This is a genomic window from Undibacterium sp. Ji50W (assembly GCF_049340445.1).
In the GTDB taxonomy this organism is placed as follows: Bacteria; Pseudomonadota; Gammaproteobacteria; order Burkholderiales; family Burkholderiaceae_D; genus Undibacterium.
On the sequence record NZ_JBMPOX010000001.1, the window covers coordinates 359569 to 377689 of the forward strand.

At 52.1% G+C, this 18121-nt stretch carries 17 protein-coding genes; 10 read left to right on the top strand and 7 right to left on the bottom strand.

Features of this window, described 5'->3' with window-relative positions; all coding sequences use genetic code 11:
- Positions 1-3: 3 nt before the first annotated feature.
- The 5 genes from ACO0K9_RS01795 to ACO0K9_RS01815 form a co-directional block, all read right to left on the bottom strand.
- On the bottom strand, positions 4-339 hold the full coding sequence (locus tag ACO0K9_RS01795) for a flagellar protein FliT (RefSeq protein ID WP_422981158.1): 336 nt from the start codon (positions 337-339) through the stop codon (positions 4-6).
- Between the two features lie 6 nt (positions 340-345).
- Positions 346-816, bottom strand: coding sequence for a flagellar export chaperone FliS (gene fliS, locus ACO0K9_RS01800; protein WP_422981160.1), 471 nt, complete (start codon positions 814-816; stop codon positions 346-348).
- A gap of 43 nt (positions 817-859) precedes the next feature.
- Complete coding sequence (gene fliD / locus ACO0K9_RS01805) at positions 860-2872, bottom strand: flagellar filament capping protein FliD (RefSeq protein ID WP_422981162.1); 2013 nt, start codon at positions 2870-2872, stop codon at positions 860-862.
- Between the two features lie 117 nt (positions 2873-2989).
- The gene (locus tag ACO0K9_RS01810; RefSeq protein ID WP_422981164.1) at positions 2990-3373 is read right to left on the bottom strand and encodes a flagellar protein FlaG; all 384 of its coding nucleotides are present in this window, start codon (positions 3371-3373) and stop codon (positions 2990-2992) included.
- A gap of 100 nt (positions 3374-3473) precedes the next feature.
- Entirely contained in the window at positions 3474-4961 is a 1488-nt protein-coding gene (locus tag ACO0K9_RS01815) for a flagellin (protein ID WP_422981166.1), read from the bottom strand.
- A 439-nt stretch (positions 4962-5400) separates the two neighbouring features.
- Between ACO0K9_RS01815 and ACO0K9_RS01820 the strand changes: the two genes are divergently transcribed.
- The 8 genes from ACO0K9_RS01820 to ACO0K9_RS01855 are packed head-to-tail and all read left to right on the top strand — an operon-like array spanning position 5401 to position 13443.
- Entirely contained in the window at positions 5401-7605 is a 2205-nt protein-coding gene (locus ACO0K9_RS01820; protein ID WP_422981168.1) for a tetratricopeptide repeat protein, read from the top strand.
- Positions 7602-8372: a glucose-1-phosphate cytidylyltransferase gene (gene rfbF / locus ACO0K9_RS01825; RefSeq protein ID WP_422981170.1), complete on the top strand. Its 771-nt coding sequence runs from the start codon at positions 7602-7604 to the stop codon at positions 8370-8372. The genes ACO0K9_RS01820 and rfbF overlap by 4 nt, the downstream gene beginning before the upstream one ends.
- A 24-nt stretch (positions 8373-8396) precedes the next feature.
- Complete coding sequence (rfbG, locus tag ACO0K9_RS01830) at positions 8397-9536, top strand: CDP-glucose 4,6-dehydratase (protein ID WP_422981172.1); 1140 nt, start codon at positions 8397-8399, stop codon at positions 9534-9536.
- 28 nt (positions 9537-9564) lie between these two features.
- Positions 9565-10128: a dTDP-4-dehydrorhamnose 3,5-epimerase family protein gene (locus ACO0K9_RS01835; RefSeq protein ID WP_422981174.1), complete on the top strand. Its 564-nt coding sequence runs from the start codon at positions 9565-9567 to the stop codon at positions 10126-10128.
- A complete protein-coding gene (locus ACO0K9_RS01840) occupies positions 10125-11351 on the top strand; it encodes a methyltransferase domain-containing protein (RefSeq protein WP_422981175.1) in 1227 nt (408 codons plus the stop codon). The genes ACO0K9_RS01835 and ACO0K9_RS01840 overlap by 4 nt, the downstream gene beginning before the upstream one ends.
- A 33-nt stretch (positions 11352-11384) precedes the next feature.
- Entirely contained in the window at positions 11385-11873 is a 489-nt protein-coding gene (locus tag ACO0K9_RS01845; protein ID WP_422981177.1) for an acyltransferase, read from the top strand.
- A gap of 14 nt (positions 11874-11887) precedes the next feature.
- Positions 11888-12697 (top strand): NAD-dependent epimerase/dehydratase family protein, encoded by an 810-nt coding sequence (locus ACO0K9_RS01850; protein WP_422981179.1) that lies wholly within the window; start codon positions 11888-11890, stop codon positions 12695-12697.
- On the top strand, positions 12694-13443 hold the full coding sequence (locus ACO0K9_RS01855; RefSeq protein WP_422981181.1) for a cephalosporin hydroxylase family protein: 750 nt from the start codon (positions 12694-12696) through the stop codon (positions 13441-13443). The genes ACO0K9_RS01850 and ACO0K9_RS01855 overlap by 4 nt, the downstream gene beginning before the upstream one ends.
- Positions 13444-13518: 75 nt before the next feature.
- Here ACO0K9_RS01855 and ACO0K9_RS01860 read toward each other — a convergent pair whose 3' ends face one another.
- Together ACO0K9_RS01860 and ACO0K9_RS01865 are read right to left on the bottom strand one after the other, a co-directional pair.
- Complete coding sequence (locus tag ACO0K9_RS01860) at positions 13519-15168, bottom strand: GGDEF domain-containing protein (RefSeq protein WP_422981183.1); 1650 nt, start codon at positions 15166-15168, stop codon at positions 13519-13521.
- Positions 15169-15256: 88 nt separating this feature from the next.
- Positions 15257-15904 carry a response regulator gene (locus ACO0K9_RS01865; RefSeq protein WP_422981185.1) on the bottom strand — a complete coding sequence of 216 codons (648 nt, stop codon included), beginning with the start codon at positions 15902-15904 and terminating at the stop codon, positions 15257-15259.
- A gap of 244 nt (positions 15905-16148) precedes the next feature.
- Between ACO0K9_RS01865 and greB the strand changes: the two genes are divergently transcribed.
- Together greB and ACO0K9_RS01875 are read left to right on the top strand one after the other, a co-directional pair.
- Complete coding sequence (greB, locus tag ACO0K9_RS01870) at positions 16149-16697, top strand: transcription elongation factor GreB (protein WP_422981187.1); 549 nt, start codon at positions 16149-16151, stop codon at positions 16695-16697.
- Positions 16698-16723: 26 nt separating this feature from the next.
- Positions 16724-18082 carry a DUF3422 family protein gene (locus tag ACO0K9_RS01875; protein ID WP_422981189.1) on the top strand — a complete coding sequence of 453 codons (1359 nt, stop codon included), beginning with the start codon at positions 16724-16726 and terminating at the stop codon, positions 18080-18082.
- Positions 18083-18121: the final 39 nt, after the last annotated feature.

An 18121-nucleotide genomic window follows, 5' to 3' on the forward strand; every position in this document is an offset into this window, starting at 1 on the left:
GCGTCAGGCGCTATTGCCAGCGCCGTAAGCCCGGGAGAGTTTCTGGCTGGTGCTGGAGCTCTTCATCATGTCCGATAATTGCGCCATCCAGGGTTCGGTAATATCGCGAATTTCCTTATCGTCTGCCAGTATCTGCTTGATGATGCGGATTTTTTTGTCACGCATATCGGCTGGTAGATCGGAAGGGATTTCATTTTCACGCAATAACTGGACACGGCTTGAGCAATCGCTTTCCAGTCGCCCCAAGAGTTCCCAGTCGCGCGAACGGGCGGCTTCCAGCATATTGCCCGTAATCGTTGCAACATTTTCGTACAATGTAATCAGTTCCAGACTATTCATCTTGATTCAAGCCTCAACAAAGTTGGCAGGACGAGGAGACAGTGGGTCAACGTTCATTTTTGGCGCTTCCATGACGGCTTCACTGGCAGGTGCGATTGCTTCCCACGAGGCTTTCAGATCTTTTAACAGATTTCTGACTTCGTTGAGCATGCCGTCATTGTTTTCCAGATTCGCCTTAATCAGGCGGGCGGTCATGTATTCATACAGGGAGTCAAGGTTGTCGGCTATTTCACCCCCCACTTTTTTATCGAGACTGGCGCGCAGACCATTTTCGATAATGGCAATTGCTTTGGAAATCGACTGGCCTTTCGAGGCTATTTCTCCATTGCTTAAGTGCTGTGAAGCATTGGAGATCGCCACGATTGCGCCTTCAAAAAGCATCACGATCAATTTATGGGGGCTGGCAGCAACCACGCCAGTCTCTATACCGACCTTGGCATAGGCATTTGCACCACGTACTTGAGATGAGCCAAACATAGCGGTTAATCCTCTCTGATATTTTCTATTCTGCTAACTACTTTTACTTCGTACTGGACGTCAATGCCGCCAGTTGCTGTGTCAGGAATGAACTTGTATTGTTCAGGCTGCTCACAATCGTATCCAGGGCTGTAAATTGCGCGCGATAACGTGCTTCTGTGTCAAACAGGCGGCTGTTCAGGATATCGCGCTGCTTGCCGATATCCTTGATGCTGCGGTTGATACCATCGGTTGCGCTGGAAATTGAACCAGAGGTGCCGACCACCGTGGAAAGCAGGGAAGTTACCTGCGACGCATAACCCCTGGAGAAATTGACCGTACCGCGTGCGCCGAGTGCGCCACCGCTGATCAGTATTTTCAAGCCTTCTGCATCGGAGCCGGTGGCACCCGTCAGGTATTGCCCTGAGCCGGCGGCAGTAATGCCATTCAGTTTGCCCGCAACATCCACCCCGGCAGTGCCGTTAAGAACAGTACCTGTCAGGCTGGCAGCACCAGTGCCAGTGCCATCCGCCAGGGTGACATTGGATGCACTGCCATAGTTGGTCGATTGCAATTTCAGGAAACCACTGCCATCAATAGTTGCAGTGACGGTGGAACCATTGTCTTTGAAGGTGGAATTGCCATTGATCGATGTTTGCAACAGCGTCGCCAGCGACGATGCAGTGTACGAGCCTGCTGCCAGTGCGACGGCAGCGGTTTTTCCATTCAGCGTGACATTGATGGTGGTATTGGCTGCAATGGTCGTGTTGCCCGTAGTCAGATCCAGATTACCCGTTAAGCCGCCCTGAGTAGCAATTGCGGTTACTTCCAGACCATATGCACCTTGCTTGGTTGCCGTAGTCGAGCTGCTATACCCGACCAGACTGTCCGTAGCTTTGCCGACGGAAGCAAACAAGCCGCTTATTTCTGAATAATTGTTGCTTAGGGCCGTCTGCAATTTGGATGAGTCAATTGAAAGCGTGCCATCTTTTTGAAAGCTGATACCTATGCTGGACAGGGTGGTAATGTTCCCGCCCAGGCCATTGACGGCTGCACTTAATGTCGACCTGATCTGGCTTTGCACGTTCCTGGCGGTAGAGTCGCCGATCAGGATGCCACCTTTCTGGGTACTGGCATCATAACCAGTCAGAGATTTTAATGTTGACTGGAAATCATTGAAACCTTTTACAAAACCATTGATGGCCGACTGGATACCGCTGGTATTGGCGCTCAGTGACAAACTGGTGGTGCCGACTTTGCTCAGATTCAGTGTGGTGCCCTGTATCGCACCGGTTACTGCATTCGACGTGCTGGAAATGGCAATGCCGTTGACCGTCAGCGCGGCGTTTTGTGCTGTTGTTGTTTCTGTCAGGTTCTGGGTGCCGGCCGGATCATAATTGACCAGGCTTTGTATGGCGGCATCGCCAGTGGCCGTGATTTTCAAACTGGATGTCGCACCAGTCTTGGCTGATGTGAGAACCAGATGGTAAGGGGTGGCACTACCGTCGCCAACAATGGCTGCAGTTGCGCCTACATTCGCGGCATTGATGGCATCGCGTATGCCCTGTAGTGAATTATTGGCACCATCTATCGTGACTGTGCCTATCGACTGTGTCGCATCCTGGGTGAAGGTGGAGCCTGTATATACACCATTTGCCGAAGTGCCACCGGTAATGGTGCCAAACTCGAAGTTGATGGTGGTGCTGGTGCCACTGCCTATGCTGGCCGTAGAGCTGACCTGGCCTGCGCTGGAAATGGTTTGTGCCTGTGCCAGCTTGGTCACATTGACGTTATAGCTGCCTTGGGTGGAAACACTGGTGGTGGTGGCTGACAGGATAGTGCTGTCGCCAGCAGATGCAGTCAGTGACTGAAAGGTGCCCAGATTGCTGAGGCCGGTAACATTTGACTGAAAAACACTGAGTGCGCTGTTCAGCGTGCCATACGCAGACAGCTTGGCCTGAAAACTGGCTTCTTTTGTTGCCAATGTGGTCAGGGGCTGACTCTCGACCGTCATTAACTTTGAAATCAGACCGTTGACGTCCAGATTGGCGCCTAAGCCTGTTGATTGTATGCCCACGTTATTCCCCCTTGTCAGACCGTACTGTACTAAATTATCGGCTAAGGCAAACTAGACTTTAGAGGGGAATTTACGTGCCAATTTAAAATTTAGGTGTAAGACTGAATAAATAAATGATTAAGCTTGCTGTTTGATTAAGAGACCTTGCAGTTTATCTAGCGAACGCGATATTTCAAGGGCTTCTTCGGAAGGAATCTGACGCAATACCTCTTTAGTCTGCTGGTCAATTACCTTTACGACTACTTTATTACTATGTTCCTCAACACTGAATTCTAGAGACTGTGACAGAGATTGGATAGTTTTATTGATATCGTCGACTGCCTTGGTCACTTTATCGATGCTTGGCGGTGACGATGCAGATGATGCAGCTTTGACGGCATCGATGGTTTGCGTTGAAGCAGCCGCTGACTTGTGTACCGATGCACTGGCGTCAGTTCCTGCTGGTCTGTCCGTGATCAGTTGTCCAGATTGAGAAGTGCTCCCTATCGATCGGATGTCCATGATCTTTTCCTTCAAGAAAAATACCCCTGGTCAAAATGTTGACCAGGGGGACATGCTTTATGCTTTAAGTATAGACCTAATTTACATAAGCCTACTGCTATTAGCCACGCAACAGGGCCAGAACGCCGTTTGGCAAACCGTTAGCCTGAGCCAAAATCGCTGTACCAGCTTGTTGCAAGACCTGACCGCGTGTCAGAGCCGCTGTTTCCTGGGCGAAGTCTGCATCACGGATACGGCTGCGGGATGCTGTCAAGTTTTCAGAGTTAGTCTGCAAACTTTCAATCGCGGAAGAGAAGCGGTTTTGATACGCACCCAGAGAAGCGCGGGAGCTATTGATCGATTGTAACGCCGCATCAATGGTCGACAACGCGGCGGTGGCCCCGGCAGCGGTACCCAGATTCAGTGAAGAGACACCCGCACCGACCGTGACCGAAGCAGAAGTGAAACCACCAGTCAGGTTGGCAGCTGTCAGACCAGTACCAGTACCGTTTGCCAGGGTGATACCGGCAGAGCTGGTGGAAGTCAGGGACAGTGTCGAGGTGCTGACGTCAGTTGCGCCAGTTGCCGATACAGTAATACCTGTGTTGGCAGCAGCGGCAGCAGCGTTGGTGCTGGCTGTAATAGTGATGTTACGGCCATCAGCGGCAGCCAGTGCAACTGCACCAGTTGCTGTATTGAAGGTAGCAGTAACGCCAGTTTGTGTGCTGATCGCATTTACAGCAGCTGCTACCTGTGCACCACGTTGTGCGCCGGAAGTCGAAGCATTCAAGGCACCCAGATTCACGCCGTTAATAGTGACGTCGCCGGAGGCAATCGCTGTTGCGGATGTGCTGGCTGTACCGGCAATGGTTGTCGAACCTACAGTTGCAGTTACGCCTGTGCTGCCGCTGATCGCATTGATTGCTGCTGCTTTTGCAATGCCGCTGCCTGTGGAGTTGGAGAAAGATACACCGTCAGCTGCAGATGCGCCAACCTGGAAGCCGTTGATGGACAGGTCACCGGCAGCCAGGGCTGTCGTGGTAACTGAACCGGCACCGGCTACTGTGGTAGCGTAGCTGGAAGATGCACCCACACCCAGGGCGCTAGATTTTGCGCTGGTGATGGAGGCGATACTGATTTGATCGTTTGATGTACCGTTGGCACCAACTTGGAAAGTTTGTGCAGAGAAGCTACCGTCGAGCAGGTTCACGCCGTTGAAGTTGGTGCTGCTGGCAACGCGGTTAATTTCAGAAATCAACTGACCTGCTTCGTTGTTCAGAGCGGCACGATCAGAAACGCTGTTGGAGCCGTTGGCAGATTGCACGGCCAGGTCACGGATACGTTGCAAGTTGGCACCGATCTGTTGTAAAGCGCCCTCAGCGGTTTGCGCCAGAGAGATACCGTCGTTCGCATTACGTGCAGCTTGGTTCAAGCCGCCGATTTGAGAAGACAGACGTTCGGAAATTGCCAGACCAGCAGCGTCATCTTTCGCGCTATTAATACGCAGACCGGAAGACAGACGTTGCAGGGAAGTGTTCAGCGCAGATTGCGATGTAGTCAAGTTGCGTTGTGCATTCAGCGATGCAATATTGGTATTAATGACAGCCATGGTAATTCTCCCTAAGTTATTCAAATTGGCGTAGTAGCCTGAAACTTTGGTCTTTCGTGCTGACTATTGGACCGCCGTTGTAAAGGGTATCGGTAGAGACTAAAAAAGTTTTAGCGTGTTTCTGAAAATAAATGTTATTTTTTTCGCTCAAGTTTTAAAGATGTTTCCGCTTGTCGGCGCTTTTTTTAAATACTTTAGGGCTAAATTTGATTTAGTTTTAGGGCCTTATTTAACATATGGAAACGAATTCATTAGCTATACAATAAGCCTGAGCTAGTAGTTTCTGGTATTTTCCTGTTTAAAAAGGCAGCGCGCAGGCAAGGCAGCCTTTATTGCAGCGCAAAAATGCCGGGAAATGAGCAGAAATGCAAAATCAGCTTAGCTGATCAACATATCGGCTATTTATTGAATAATAATTACACCTTATCAGGGCGCAGGCATGAGCAAATCCAGTTTTGATGCACGAAAGGCAATGCGCGAAGTTAACAAGCACTTTGATGCAGGTGCTTTGCCCGAGGCCAAACAGGTTTGCCTGAATATCATCAGGCATTTCCCCCGTCATCCGGATGCGCTGTATGCCCTGGCCAGGATATGCGGTGACCTGAACCAGTGCGACGAAGGCGTCCAGTACCTGAAACTGGCATTCGACGTGATGCCACATTTTCCGGATAACCGGAAAATCGCTTTCGGTATCTTTAATAAATACCTGCTCAGTAAACAATATGTGCAACTGGAAGAGATCAGTTTGTGGCTGTCCAAATACCTGCCGCGTGACGGCATAGTCTGGGATTACCTGGGTGTAGCCCGTATCGAGCAGGCTAAATTTCCCGAAGCACTCATAGTATTGACCAAGGCGCTGGAGCTGTTGCCGACCAATCCGCACATCCTGGTGAATATGGGTAATGTCCTGATTTCCCTGGAACGCTGTGCCGATGCCATCGTCTATCTGGAAAAAGCCCTGGCGATACAGCCGACCATGGTGGTCGGCCTGAATAACCTGGGTAATGCCATGCGCTTTATTGGCAGGACTGAAGAAGCCATAGAAAATATATCCAGGGCCATACAGATCGACCCAAGTCTGCCTTACCTGTTTAATAATCTGGGACTGGCCTACCGTGAACACGGCATGTACAGCTTCGCCATTGTGCAATACCGGCATGCCCTGGAGCTGCAACCGGATCTGTTGCAGGTTTATCCTAACCTGATTGATGCCTTGCGCCAGAATGGCCAGGTACAGGAATCGATAGAATGCGGTCAGCATGCATTGACACTGACCCAGGATATTCCTGAAATCTGGGCGGCCTATGGTGACACCCTGCGGGAAGCCAACCACCTGGATGCAGCCATCGAAGCTTATATCAAGGCCTTGTCGTTCAGGGAAGACGGACAGTCTTCTTTCAATCGCAAGATCTACACCAATTTATTGTTTTGCCTGAATTACCACCCGGACCTGACGCCAGAGGTGATTTATAACGCCTACCATGAATTTGACTTGCGCTTTGCCGCACCGCTGAAAGCCCAGTGGAAGAAGTTTGAGAATGCGCGCATCCCTGGCAAGCGCCTGAAGGTGGGTTATGTGACCCAGGCTTTCTATAATCATGTGTGTAAATATTTCTTGTTGCCGCTGCTGGAAGGGCATGACAAGGAACAGGTGGAGGTCTACGCCTATGCCAATCCCCCATTTGAAGACGATGTCACTGCCTATTATAAAAAACAGATCGACCATTGGGTGTCAACGCGTGACATGACCGATGATGTGCTGGCTGACAGAATACGGGCGGACGGCATCGATATCCTGGTCGACGTTGCCGGCCATACCAATGGTAACCGCCTGCCGGTATTTGCCCGCAAGCCCGCACCGGTGTCCCTGCATTGGCTGGAATATGGCTATACCACCGGTCTGAGTGCCATCGATTATTACCTGACCGACAAACCGACCATCACCGACAATTGCGCGCATCTGTTTGCCGAAAAAGTCTGGTGCCTGGATGGGCCTGCTTATGTATACAGGCCGGATACCAGAAGGGCAGAACTGGGCCCGCCACCATTTGAATCAACCGGGGTGATTACCTTTGGCAGTCTGTCACGTTCGACACGTATCAACCACAGGGTGGTGCGGGTGTGGGCAACCATACTTGATGCCATGCCAAATTCACAACTGATCATCAATAGCGGCGATTTCAAGGATCCCCAGGTGCAGGATGAAATGGCATCGCGCTTCATGCGCTATGGCATCGACCGATCGAGGCTGCTGATTGGCTTCAGTACACCTTCGTGGGAAGTGCTCAAGCATATTGATATCGGCCTGGATTGCTTCCCGCATAATTCCGGGACGACTTTGCTGGAATCTCTGTATATGGGGATTCCTTTCATCTCTCTGACGGACCGGCCATCGGTAGGGCGTATCGGTGCCAGTATCCTGACAGCGGCAGGGCATGAAGAGTGGATTGCCAGTACGGAAGACGAATACGCCCAGAAAGCAATCATCCTGGCGCATGATCTTGACGCCTTGCGCCATCTGCGTGGCAGTTTGCGTACAGAAATGGAACAGTCGCTGCTGATGGATGAACCGGCATTTGCCCGTTCAGTAGAAAAAGCCTATCGTCAGATGTGGAATATCTATTGTGAAGGACCCGAGCAATGAAAGCAGTTATCCTGGCGGGCGGTTTGGGGACACGGATTTCCGAAGAGACCCATCTCAAGCCTAAACCCATGATAGAAATTGGTGGCCACCCCATACTCTGGCACATCATGAAATCCTATTCGGCCCACGGCGTGAATGAGTTCGTCATTTGCTGCGGCTACAAGGGTTACCTGATCAAGGAATATTTTGCCAATTATTTTTTGCATATGTCGGATGTCACCTTCAACATGCAAAACAATAGTATGGAAGTGCATGAGCATCATGCCGAACCCTGGAAGGTGACGCTGGTGGATACCGGTGAAGATACCATGACCGGTGGCAGGCTCAAACGGGTTGCCCGTTATCTGCAAAATGAAGAGGCTTTTTGCTTTACCTATGGCGACGGGGTGGCGGATCTGGATATTGCTGCTTCCATCGCCTTTCACAAGGCGCATGGCAAACTGGCTACCGTAACTGCGGTCTTGCCCCCGGGGCGCTATGGTGCGCTGGAGCGTGAAGGTGACCTGGTTGCTGGTTTTACCGAAAAACCGCGCGGTGACGGTGGTTGGATCAATGGTGGCTATTTTGTCCTGTCTCCTAAAGTACTGGATTTGATCGATGGCGACCCCATCAGTTGGGAATCCGAGCCTTTAAACGGCCTGGCGGCGCGGCAGGAATTGATGGCCTTTGAGCATTCCGGGTTCTGGCAACCCATGGATACCCTGCGTGAGAAAAATCTGCTGGAAGATTTGTGGCAGTCAGGGAATGCGCCTTGGCGCGTGTGGTAAACATGAGTAAACATGATGGTAAGCATGCAAAATAGCGTTCAAAACAGTGTTCAAAGTAGTGTGCAAAGTAAGCATGCCGTGCCCGATGCCGGGTTTTGGCGCGGTAAACGAGTGCTGTTGACCGGGCATACCGGTTTCAAGGGTGCCTGGTTTGCCAACTGGTTGGCACGCATGGGGGCGATAGTGCATGGATTGGCACTGCCACCAGAGTCGCGCCCGAATCTGTTTGATGCGCTGGAGATTGATAAAAAGATACATAGCCACTTTGGTGACATACGCCAGTTTGACATCGTCAAACAGGCGGTGGATGCGGCCCAGCCTGACATTGTGTTTCATCTGGCGGCCCAGGCACTGGTCAGAGCCAGTTATAAACAACCACTGGCGACTTTTGAAACCAATGTGATTGGCACCGCCAACCTGCTTGAAGCATTGCGTAGCCGCACGGACGTGAAAGTTGCGCTGATCGTGACCACCGACAAGGTATACCGCAACCGCGAGCAATTGGCACCGTATCCCGAAACCGCAGAATTGGGCGGGCATGACCCGTATAGCGCCAGCAAGGCGGCGTCAGAACTGGTATTGGCCAGCTATCGCGCTTCTTTCCTGCAAGCGCAGGGCACCAGCATACTGGCGGCACGGGCTGGCAATGTCATCGGCGGTGGCGACTGGTCAGAAGACCGCCTGTTGCCGGACGCAGTCCGGGCCTGGCGTAATGGTGACACCCTGCAAATCAGGCGGCCGGATTCAGTGCGCCCCTGGCAACATGTGTTGGAGCCACTGGCGGCCTATTTATGTCTGGCGCAATATGCCTGGAGCAATCCGGCGACCAGCCTGGCATGGAATATAGGCCCGGATGGTGCTGCCAGCGTCAGGGAAGTGGTGCAACTGGCGCATACCGCGTATGGCAAGGGGCAGATAGCATTCGCTACCGAAATCAGTGGCCCGCATGAAGCCGGATTATTGGCGCTGGATGCCAGCAAGCTCAGGCAGGCACTGGGGATAGTCCCACGCTGGAAACTGGATGCTGCCGTAGAGCACAGCATGCGCTGGTACCGTGATTTTGAAAATGGCATGTCGGCGGAGGTGCTGTGCGCACGCGATATGGATGCTTATTTGCAAGCAGCGCAATCTACTGCACAATTCCAGCCAGGCCAGCCGGTATGAAGTTGTTAATCACAAAAGGTCGATGAGCATGTCCGGGCGATTTGATTTCTTGCCGACACCGATAGCGGGTTTGCAAATAGTGCAAAGGAAGCCGCGTGGCGATCAGCGCGGTTATCTGCAAAGGCTATTTTGTGCCGACGATATGCAAGAGCTTGGCTGGACAACACCAATAGCACAAATCAACCACACCTATACCGCCCGCAAGGGAACATTACGGGGCCTGCATCTGCAATTGCCACCATTTACCGAGATGAAGCTGGTCAGTTGCATGAAAGGGGAGGTGTGGGATGTCGCAGTGGACTTGCGCGCAGGCTCACCGCATTTCCTGCACTGGCACGCCGTCTTGCTGTCTGCCGAAAATCAGCGCTCTTACCTGATACCGGCTGGCTTTGCCCACGGCTTCCAGACCATGACGGATGAGGTGGAAATGTTGTATTGTCATAGCCAGCCTTACATGCCAGCCAGTGAAATGGGCGTGCACCCCATGGATAGCCGTTTGGCCATCACCTGGCCCCTGGCGGTGAGCGACATGTCAGACCGGGACAATCGTGGAATATTGCTGGATACAGATTTTCAAGGAGTAAATGTATGAAGTGCAGGCATTGTGGCCATGAATTGACCCAGAGCTTTCTTGATCTGGGTTCTGCTCCTCCATCCAACGCTTACTTGCGCCCGGATACCTTGAACACCTCAGAAATCTGGCTACCCATGAAGCTCATGGTGTGTGATGCCTGCTGGCTGGTACAAACCATAGACTTTACCGGTCGTGAAAGCCTGTTTGATGCCGAATACGCCTATTTCAGTTCATGCTCGTCAAGCTGGTTGCAGCATGCCAAACGATTTGTGGAAGACATGCGCAAGGAATTTAAGCTGGGCGAACAAAGCCTGGTCATGGAAGTGGCCGCCAATGACGGGTACCTGCTGCAATATGTGATGGAAGCTGGCATCCCCTGTTTTGGTGTGGAACCTACTTCCAGCACCGCGACAGCAGCGCGCGAAAAAGGCATACGCATCATAGAACGCTTCTTTGGAACTGAACTGGCGCATGAGTTGCTGGCCGCCGAGGGACGGGTCGATCTGGCGGTGGCAAACAATGTACTGGCGCATGTACCGGATATCAATGATTTTGTCCGTGGCTTTACCGACATCCTCAGCGATCAGGGTGTGGCCAGCTTTGAATTTCCGCACTTGTTGAACATGGTGCAGCAAAACCAGTTTGATACTGCCTACCATGAGCATTATTCTTACCTGTCCCTGCACGCGGTCAAGGCCGTGTTTGAACGCAATGGCCTGCACATATTTGATGTGCAGGAATGGCCAACCCATGGCGGCAGCTTGCGGGTGCTGGCCCAAAGAGCCGATATCCGCCATTATCCCGAAAAAGACAGTGTCAGCCAATTGCTGCAGGTGGAACACGAAGCCGGCATGACAAGCCTGGATTTTTACCGGCGCGCCCAGGAAAGGGCAGAAGAAGCCAAGTTTGGGCTGCTGGAATTTTTGCTGGATGCCAAACGCAAGGGCCAGCGCGTCGCCGCCTATGGTGCGGCAGCCAAGGGTAATACCCTGCTCAATTTTTCTGGTGTACGTCCGGACCTGCTGCCCTATGTGGTCGATATAAACACGCACAAACAAGGCAAATACATGCCCGGCAGCCGCATACCGATTGTCAATGCCGCCTATCTGTTGGCAGACAAGCCAGATTACATCCTGATCCTGCCCTGGAATTTGAAAGCGGAAATCATGCGTGACCTGGCCGCAGTCAAAGAATGGGGCGGGCATTTTGTCGTGGCAGTTCCCGAATTGATGAAGATTTAATCATCATTTGATCACACAGAAAGTGGTGAAGGCGTGATAGACATACATCCCGATGCACGTGTATCCAGGCTGGCTGATATCGAAGATTCAGTCAGGGGGACGCGTATCGTCATTGCCGCATTTGCCAGTATAGACAGCTTCGTTAAAATCAAACCCGCAGGCGGTTCTGGCGATGTCGTCATTGGTGAGCGCAGCGTGGTGAATTCCGGCTGTGTGCTGTACACCGGGAATGGTATTCACATCGGCAATGACGTGGCTATCGCTGCCAATTGCACGTTTGCCCCTGTCAATCATGCCTATCAGGATAAAAACAGACGCATCAACCAGCAGGGCTTTTTGCCCAGCAAGGGTGGCATAGTGATTGAGGATGATGTCTGGATTGGTGCCAATTGCATCATTCTCGACGGCGCTATCCTGCGCCAGGGCTGTGTTATCGGCGCCGGTTCCATCGTCCGTGGCGAAATCGCTGCTTACTCGATACAGGTCGGCAATCCCTTGCGACAGATAGGGGGACGGCAGTGACAGGGGATCTGAATTTGGCTCCACGTGCGACCCTGATCGGGGGCCGGGGTTTCATTGGGCGGCATTTGTATCAGGCCCTGCAAGCCACGGGCTGGAACAGTTATGTTGCTGAAAAAGCAGATCCGCGCTTGATGGATGAAGACCTGGGACACGTCTTTTACTGCGCTGGTCTGACGGCTGATTTTCGCCAGCGACCGTATGCAACCGTGGATGCGCATGTCCATCTGCTTTCCGGCATATTGCAGCACAGCCGGTTTGCCAGTCTGACTTATTTGTCCAGCACCCGTGTGTATGCCGGGGCCACATCGACTGATGAGCAGGCAGCATTGACGGTGAACCCGCAACTTGCGGGCGATTTATATAATATCTCCAAACTGATGGGAGAAAGTTTATGCCTGAGCAGCCAGCGCAACGTCAGGGTAGTGCGATTGTCGAATGTATATGGGCAGGGCATGCCTGAGCAGAATTTTTTATCTGACATATTGCGCGATGCAGCGGGTAGTAAAAAACTGCTGTTTCGCTCTGCCGCCAGTTCCGAAAAAGATTATATTGCCGTGGCTGATGTGGCCCGTTGCCTGCCGCTGATTGCAACGGCGGGTGAAACAGGTATTTACAATCTGGCCCGTGGCCATAATACTTCTCATGCCAGCCTGGCTGCGCAACTGCAAGCGCTAGGAGTGGCGTGTGCATTTGAAGACCAGGCACCCGAACTACGCTTTCCCCAGATATCCACGACCAAACTGAATGCCTTGTGTGGTTCCATGCAGGGTGATTTGAATACTGAACTGCCGGTTCTTTTTAACTACTACGCCAGGATGCCATGAACCCGATCAAACAATTCGAAGCTGAACGCGACCAACGCATAGAACAACTGGGCCAGGATAGCGAATTCCAGGAGCAGTCGCGCAGCTGGCTGGAACAAAGCATGCGACGCCAGTATGTGTACAACTTTTCCTGGCTGGGGCGGCCCATCATACAAAACCCCATCGACATGGTCGCCATGCAGGAAATCATCTGGAATGTGCAGCCCGACCTGATCATCGAGACTGGCATTGCCCATGGTGGGTCGATTATTTATTCTGCTTCATTGCTGGAATTGAATGCCGCCTGTGGCGGTAGTGCGGATGCTCTGGTGGTGGGTATAGATATCGATATCCGCCAGCACAACAAGGATGCGATCTTGCAGCACCCCATGGCCAGACGCATACAAATGCTGGAAGGTTCCAGCGTTTCGCCCGACATCGTGCAGCAGGTGCAGGCAATCGCGCGCGGCAAGCAGCGTATCGTGGTGTTTCTTGATTCTAACCACACGCATGAGCATGTATTGGCAGAATTGCAGGCCTATGCACCCCTGGTCAGCAAAGACAGTTATTGCGTGGTGTTTGATACCTTTGTAGAAGATGTGCCGGCAGATGTCTTTGATAACCGCCCCTGGCAGCCAGGCAACAGCCCCAAGACGGCAGTCCATGAATACCTGAAGACACACCCGGAATTTGTCATCGACAAGAGTATGCATAACAAATTGCAGATCACCGTCGCACCGGATGGTTTCCTGAAGCGCATACAATAATTTGTACTACTCGCTACCAAACAAAACGCAGGCATCGGGCCTGCGTTTTGTTATTGATGGAATACATTTGACAGATCAGGGTGCCTTGATCACCCGGTTTTTGCCTGATTGCTTGGCCTCGTACATGGCTTTGTCCGCCCGTTTGATGGTGGCATCTTGCGGCTCTTTCGGGTTACGCAAGGCGACACCGGCACTGAAGGTGATAAACAGTCTTTGTTCGTTTGCCGTGAAGAAGTGCTTGGTTAGCTCACGCTGTACACGTATCATCGCCTGAGCTGCTTCTTCCAGTTCGGTTTCTGGCATGATGATGACAAATTCTTCACCTCCATAGCGGGCGACCATATCGATGGAACGCAGGGTTTGCTTGACGATACGCACCAGATGTACCAGTGCTTCGTCACCTGCGGCATGGCCATGGGTGTCATTCAGCTTCTTGAAATTGTCCAGGTCGAGCAAGGCGACACACAGCGGCGTACTACGGCGGTCTGCACGATCTGCTTCACGCTCGAACACGTCATCCATGCCGCGTCGGTTAAGACTGCCGGTAAGCTGATCTTCCCTTACCAGTTCACTCATCTGTGCCAGTTTGTTTTCCAGTTCCTTGATGCGTGCTTCTGCTTCGGCGACTTCTTTTTGTGCCGCCACGATCATATCCCGGGAACGCAGGGTTTCGAACTGCACTTCCTTGGTTTCGCTGAGAATGCTGGCGATCAGACCGGTGACTTCGGCGACATCTTTGGCGCTACTCAATTGCTGGGAATACGCTCCCATTTTATGCTGGTAGGCACCGGTACTGTCAGCCATGGCATTCAGTCTGTCGATAAACGCCGCCATCATGTTCTTGACGGAAGTTTTCGACTCTGCGATGCTGGTTTTCAGTACGCCTTGTTTATAGATCACATCTTTCAGGCTGCGGGTGGCTTCCTGCAGGGCGCGATGATCTATAGGGCCGGCTATCAGGTTCTGTACCACTTCAATCTGGCCGCGCAGCCAGTTGTCGTTGTCGAGCAGATCATGAATATTCGTCAACAACAAATCAAACAGACGCAGCAGTAATTCTTGCTGTTCGGCGCTGTCGCCACTTTGCAATTCTATTTGAAAGCATAATTGCTTGAGGCGTGCCGCAATGTGGTTCAGTTCACTTTCGTTGCCTGCGACTTTAACCGCCTGTGCCAGGCTTTCAGATTCGCCAGACAGGGGCGGGCTGGGTTTGAGCAGAGATGTCAGTGCCAGTGCCAGTGTGCGGTGCAGCAAATCCTTAAGCAGGCGCACACGCGGGTCTTCAACTGGTCCATCATCCACCAGCGAAATATTTTTCGTCTGCGGCACCGGGGCTGGGTCGACCAGGCTGATGTTACTACTGCTGGACGCAGGGGGCGGGGGAGCGGTAATGCGTTCTGTCAGTTGTGTCAGTGCCCGGCTCAGGTCAGGCCAGTTGCCGGATTTAATGGCGCGATTGAAGCGCAGGCCAAAAGTCGATAAATCGGTTTGTGAGGCTTGCAGGCTGGTGGCAAAACTGCTCAACAGGTTTTCAGCTTCCGATACCGGTGCGGTAACTTCGGCAACTACTTCTGGTGTCGGTTCAATGACGCCTGAAATATCGTTATATAACTTGCGATATGCATCAGGGGTAGGCGCAATTCTTTGTATTGCCAATTGCCGGAAGGTTTCGCGCGCGATGTCAGTCGGGGTTTTGAATTGCGAATTATTTGGAGTTTTTGACATGGTGCTCTGCCAATGGCGTTACCAACAAAGGTGCTGCAATGAAAAGACTGATTGAAGTTCTGGTCGGATCACACATCAATATTGCCATCTAGTCTACAAGTTGATTCTTGATGGCATAGTGCGTTAACTCTGCATTGTGCCGCAATTTCATCTTCAAAAGAATTCTCGAACGGTATTCACTAATGGTTTTTACAGAAAGTGACAAATCTTTTGCTATGTCGCTAACCGATTTGCCAGAGGCGATCAGTGTCATGGTTTGAAACTCGCGGTCCGACAGGGTCTTGTGCAGGGCATCTTCATGTTCCTGATTGAGATTGTTGGCCAGTTCCTGCGCCAGTTGCGGGCTGATGTATTTCAGGCCGCGTGAAATCTGGCGTATGGCTTCAAGAATCTGGCTGCCGCCGCATTGTTTGTTCAAGAAACCCGCTGCCCCGGCTTTCAGGGCACGCACTGCATATTGGTCTTCTCTATGGATGGAAAACATCAGGACGGCGACTCCAGGTTTTTCTGATTTAATCTGTTTCAGTACTTCGATGCCATTTTTGTCAGGCAGGGAAATATCCAGCAGAATCACTTGCAACTCATGCTGACGGCATAGGCGTATAGCCTCCAGGCCGGTTTCCGCTTCGGCAATGACGGCAATATCCGTACTGGTCGCTATGATGCTTTTAATGCCCTCGCGGACAACCGCATGATCGTCTACGATGAGTACATTAATTGCTGCTTTTTCTGTCATGCAAAATCCATTTCTTGTTCAGGCATCTGGTCATTACCGACGGACCGAAAGCTTCCCATGACTTACCATTGGTTGCTGCACCGGTAGATGGCTCAGTTTGAACCAGATCGTGGTGGTGCAGGCGGCATAGTTGCTTTAAATTTAATTTCGTCCGGCATGTAGCGTCTCAGCTATTTTATAAGGGATGCACAGATTTTGGTGCTATAAAGAAAATTAAATCCATCAAGTCCGTTACAATAATGCAATGAGCAAAGCATTTATCAAAGAGTCAGACTCCGATGACGACGAAGAATTCGGCGCACCGGCTATTCCTGCGGGCGTAAAAAACTATATGACGCCGGAAGGGCATCAGCGCATGAAGGAAGAGTTTTTGCATCTGATGGATGTTGACCGGCCCGAAGTCGTCAATATCGTGCACTGGGCGGCGTCAAATGGAGACCGTTCAGAAAATGGTGACTATATCTATGGCAAACGGCGTCTGCGCGAAATTGACCGGCGTATACGTTTTCTGACCAAGCGTCTCGACATTGCAGAAGTATTTGATTCCAGCATGCACCATGGTTCGGATCAGGTATTTTTTGGCGCGACCGTCACCTATGAGAACCAGCATGGCGATGAAGTGACTGTCCGCATCGTCGGGGTGGATGAATTTGATCCTCTGCAAGGCAAGATCAGCTGGATTTCACCGGTGGCACGCGCCCTGATCAAGGCCAGGGTCGGCGATACGGTGACCTTGCGCACCCCTGGTGGCGTCGATGAGCTGACGATTCTTGAGGTTGACTATCCTGCCTGAAGCTTTTCCATCCTTTGCTGACCACCATGTCCATCGCCTACACGAAACTGTATCACCCGCTCAGGGTGCCGCTGGCAGCCGAGATGCATTCACGGCCATCATTACGTTTGCGGGCACCCGAAACACTGACCCATCTGGCCATTTATGCCCGCAGTGATGCCCACCTCGGTGGTGACAACCTGCTGACCCAGCAGGTGATACTGGAAGATTTTTGCCGTCATTTCGGCGTTGCCAGTCCGGCGGGACAGGGCAAGTACTTTTTCCATGATTTTGGCCGCTTTCGTCTGCAGTGGGAATGTCATACCGAATTTGCCACCTATACCTTCGTTGCCAACCCGGTCGCACCAGCAGAACAGCATGCCCCAGAATCCGTGCCCGGGCAGATGTTTGCTGATGTGCCACTAAAGCATTTGCCGCAGCAATGGTTATTTGAATTGCAGGGCAAGGTGATGGTGGCTGCCCATGTGGCCTTGCTGCCATCCCAGGACAACAGCCTGCCTGCCTTGCCATCCAGGCAGATTTTTGAAGGAGATGTCCTGGTCGGCAGCGAAGTGCTGCAGCGTGGCGAGATATGGACCGATTTCCTGATACAGGCCGATGGTTTCAGCCGCTTTGTGGTCAGGGACAAGGGCTTTCTTGAGCAGCAGGCAGGCCGCATCATCCAGCGTTTGTTGGAAATTGAAACCTACAGGATGATGGCCTTGCTGGGTTTGCCCCATGCGCAGCGTGCTTCCCCCATCTTGAATTCCATAGAAAGTGAGCTGGTGACGCTGACCGAAGCCATGACCATGGCCAGCAGTGGTAACGGCCATGGCAGTATGGCGAATGCCGATGCAGAGCAAAGTCTGTTGCGTCAGATTATTGATCTGGCTGCCCGCATAGAAAAACTGGCGCTGGAAAACAGTTATCGTTTCGCTGCATCCAAGGCGTATTTCAAGCTGGTGCAGTCACGTACCGACGAAATGCGCGAAGCACGCATTGAAGGAGTGCCCACCATACAGGAATTCATGGATCGCCGGCTGGCACCAGCGATGAATACCTGCGAAGCCATCGTGCGGCGGCAAGCAAGCCTGGCAGAACGGATCGCCCACACCAATGACTTGTTGCGTACCCGGGTGGGTATCGTGCAGGAACAGCAAAATCGCAAGATACTGCAGAGCATGAATGCCCGCGCGGCCCAGCAATTGCGCCTGCAACAGGCAGTAGAGGGCTTGTCAGTGGTCGCGATCAGTTATTACATGGCAGGCCTGGTTCAATATGCCGGCAAGGGCTTGAAAGCCATGGGGGTGCCGCTGAACCCGGATCTGATGACTGGTTTGCTGTTGCCGGTCATCGCCGGGCTGGTCTGGTGGGGTTTGCGTAAGCTGCATCAAGGCATGCACTGATGTGGTCTTGATGATAGGCAAGTGTAGTGCTGCACTCTT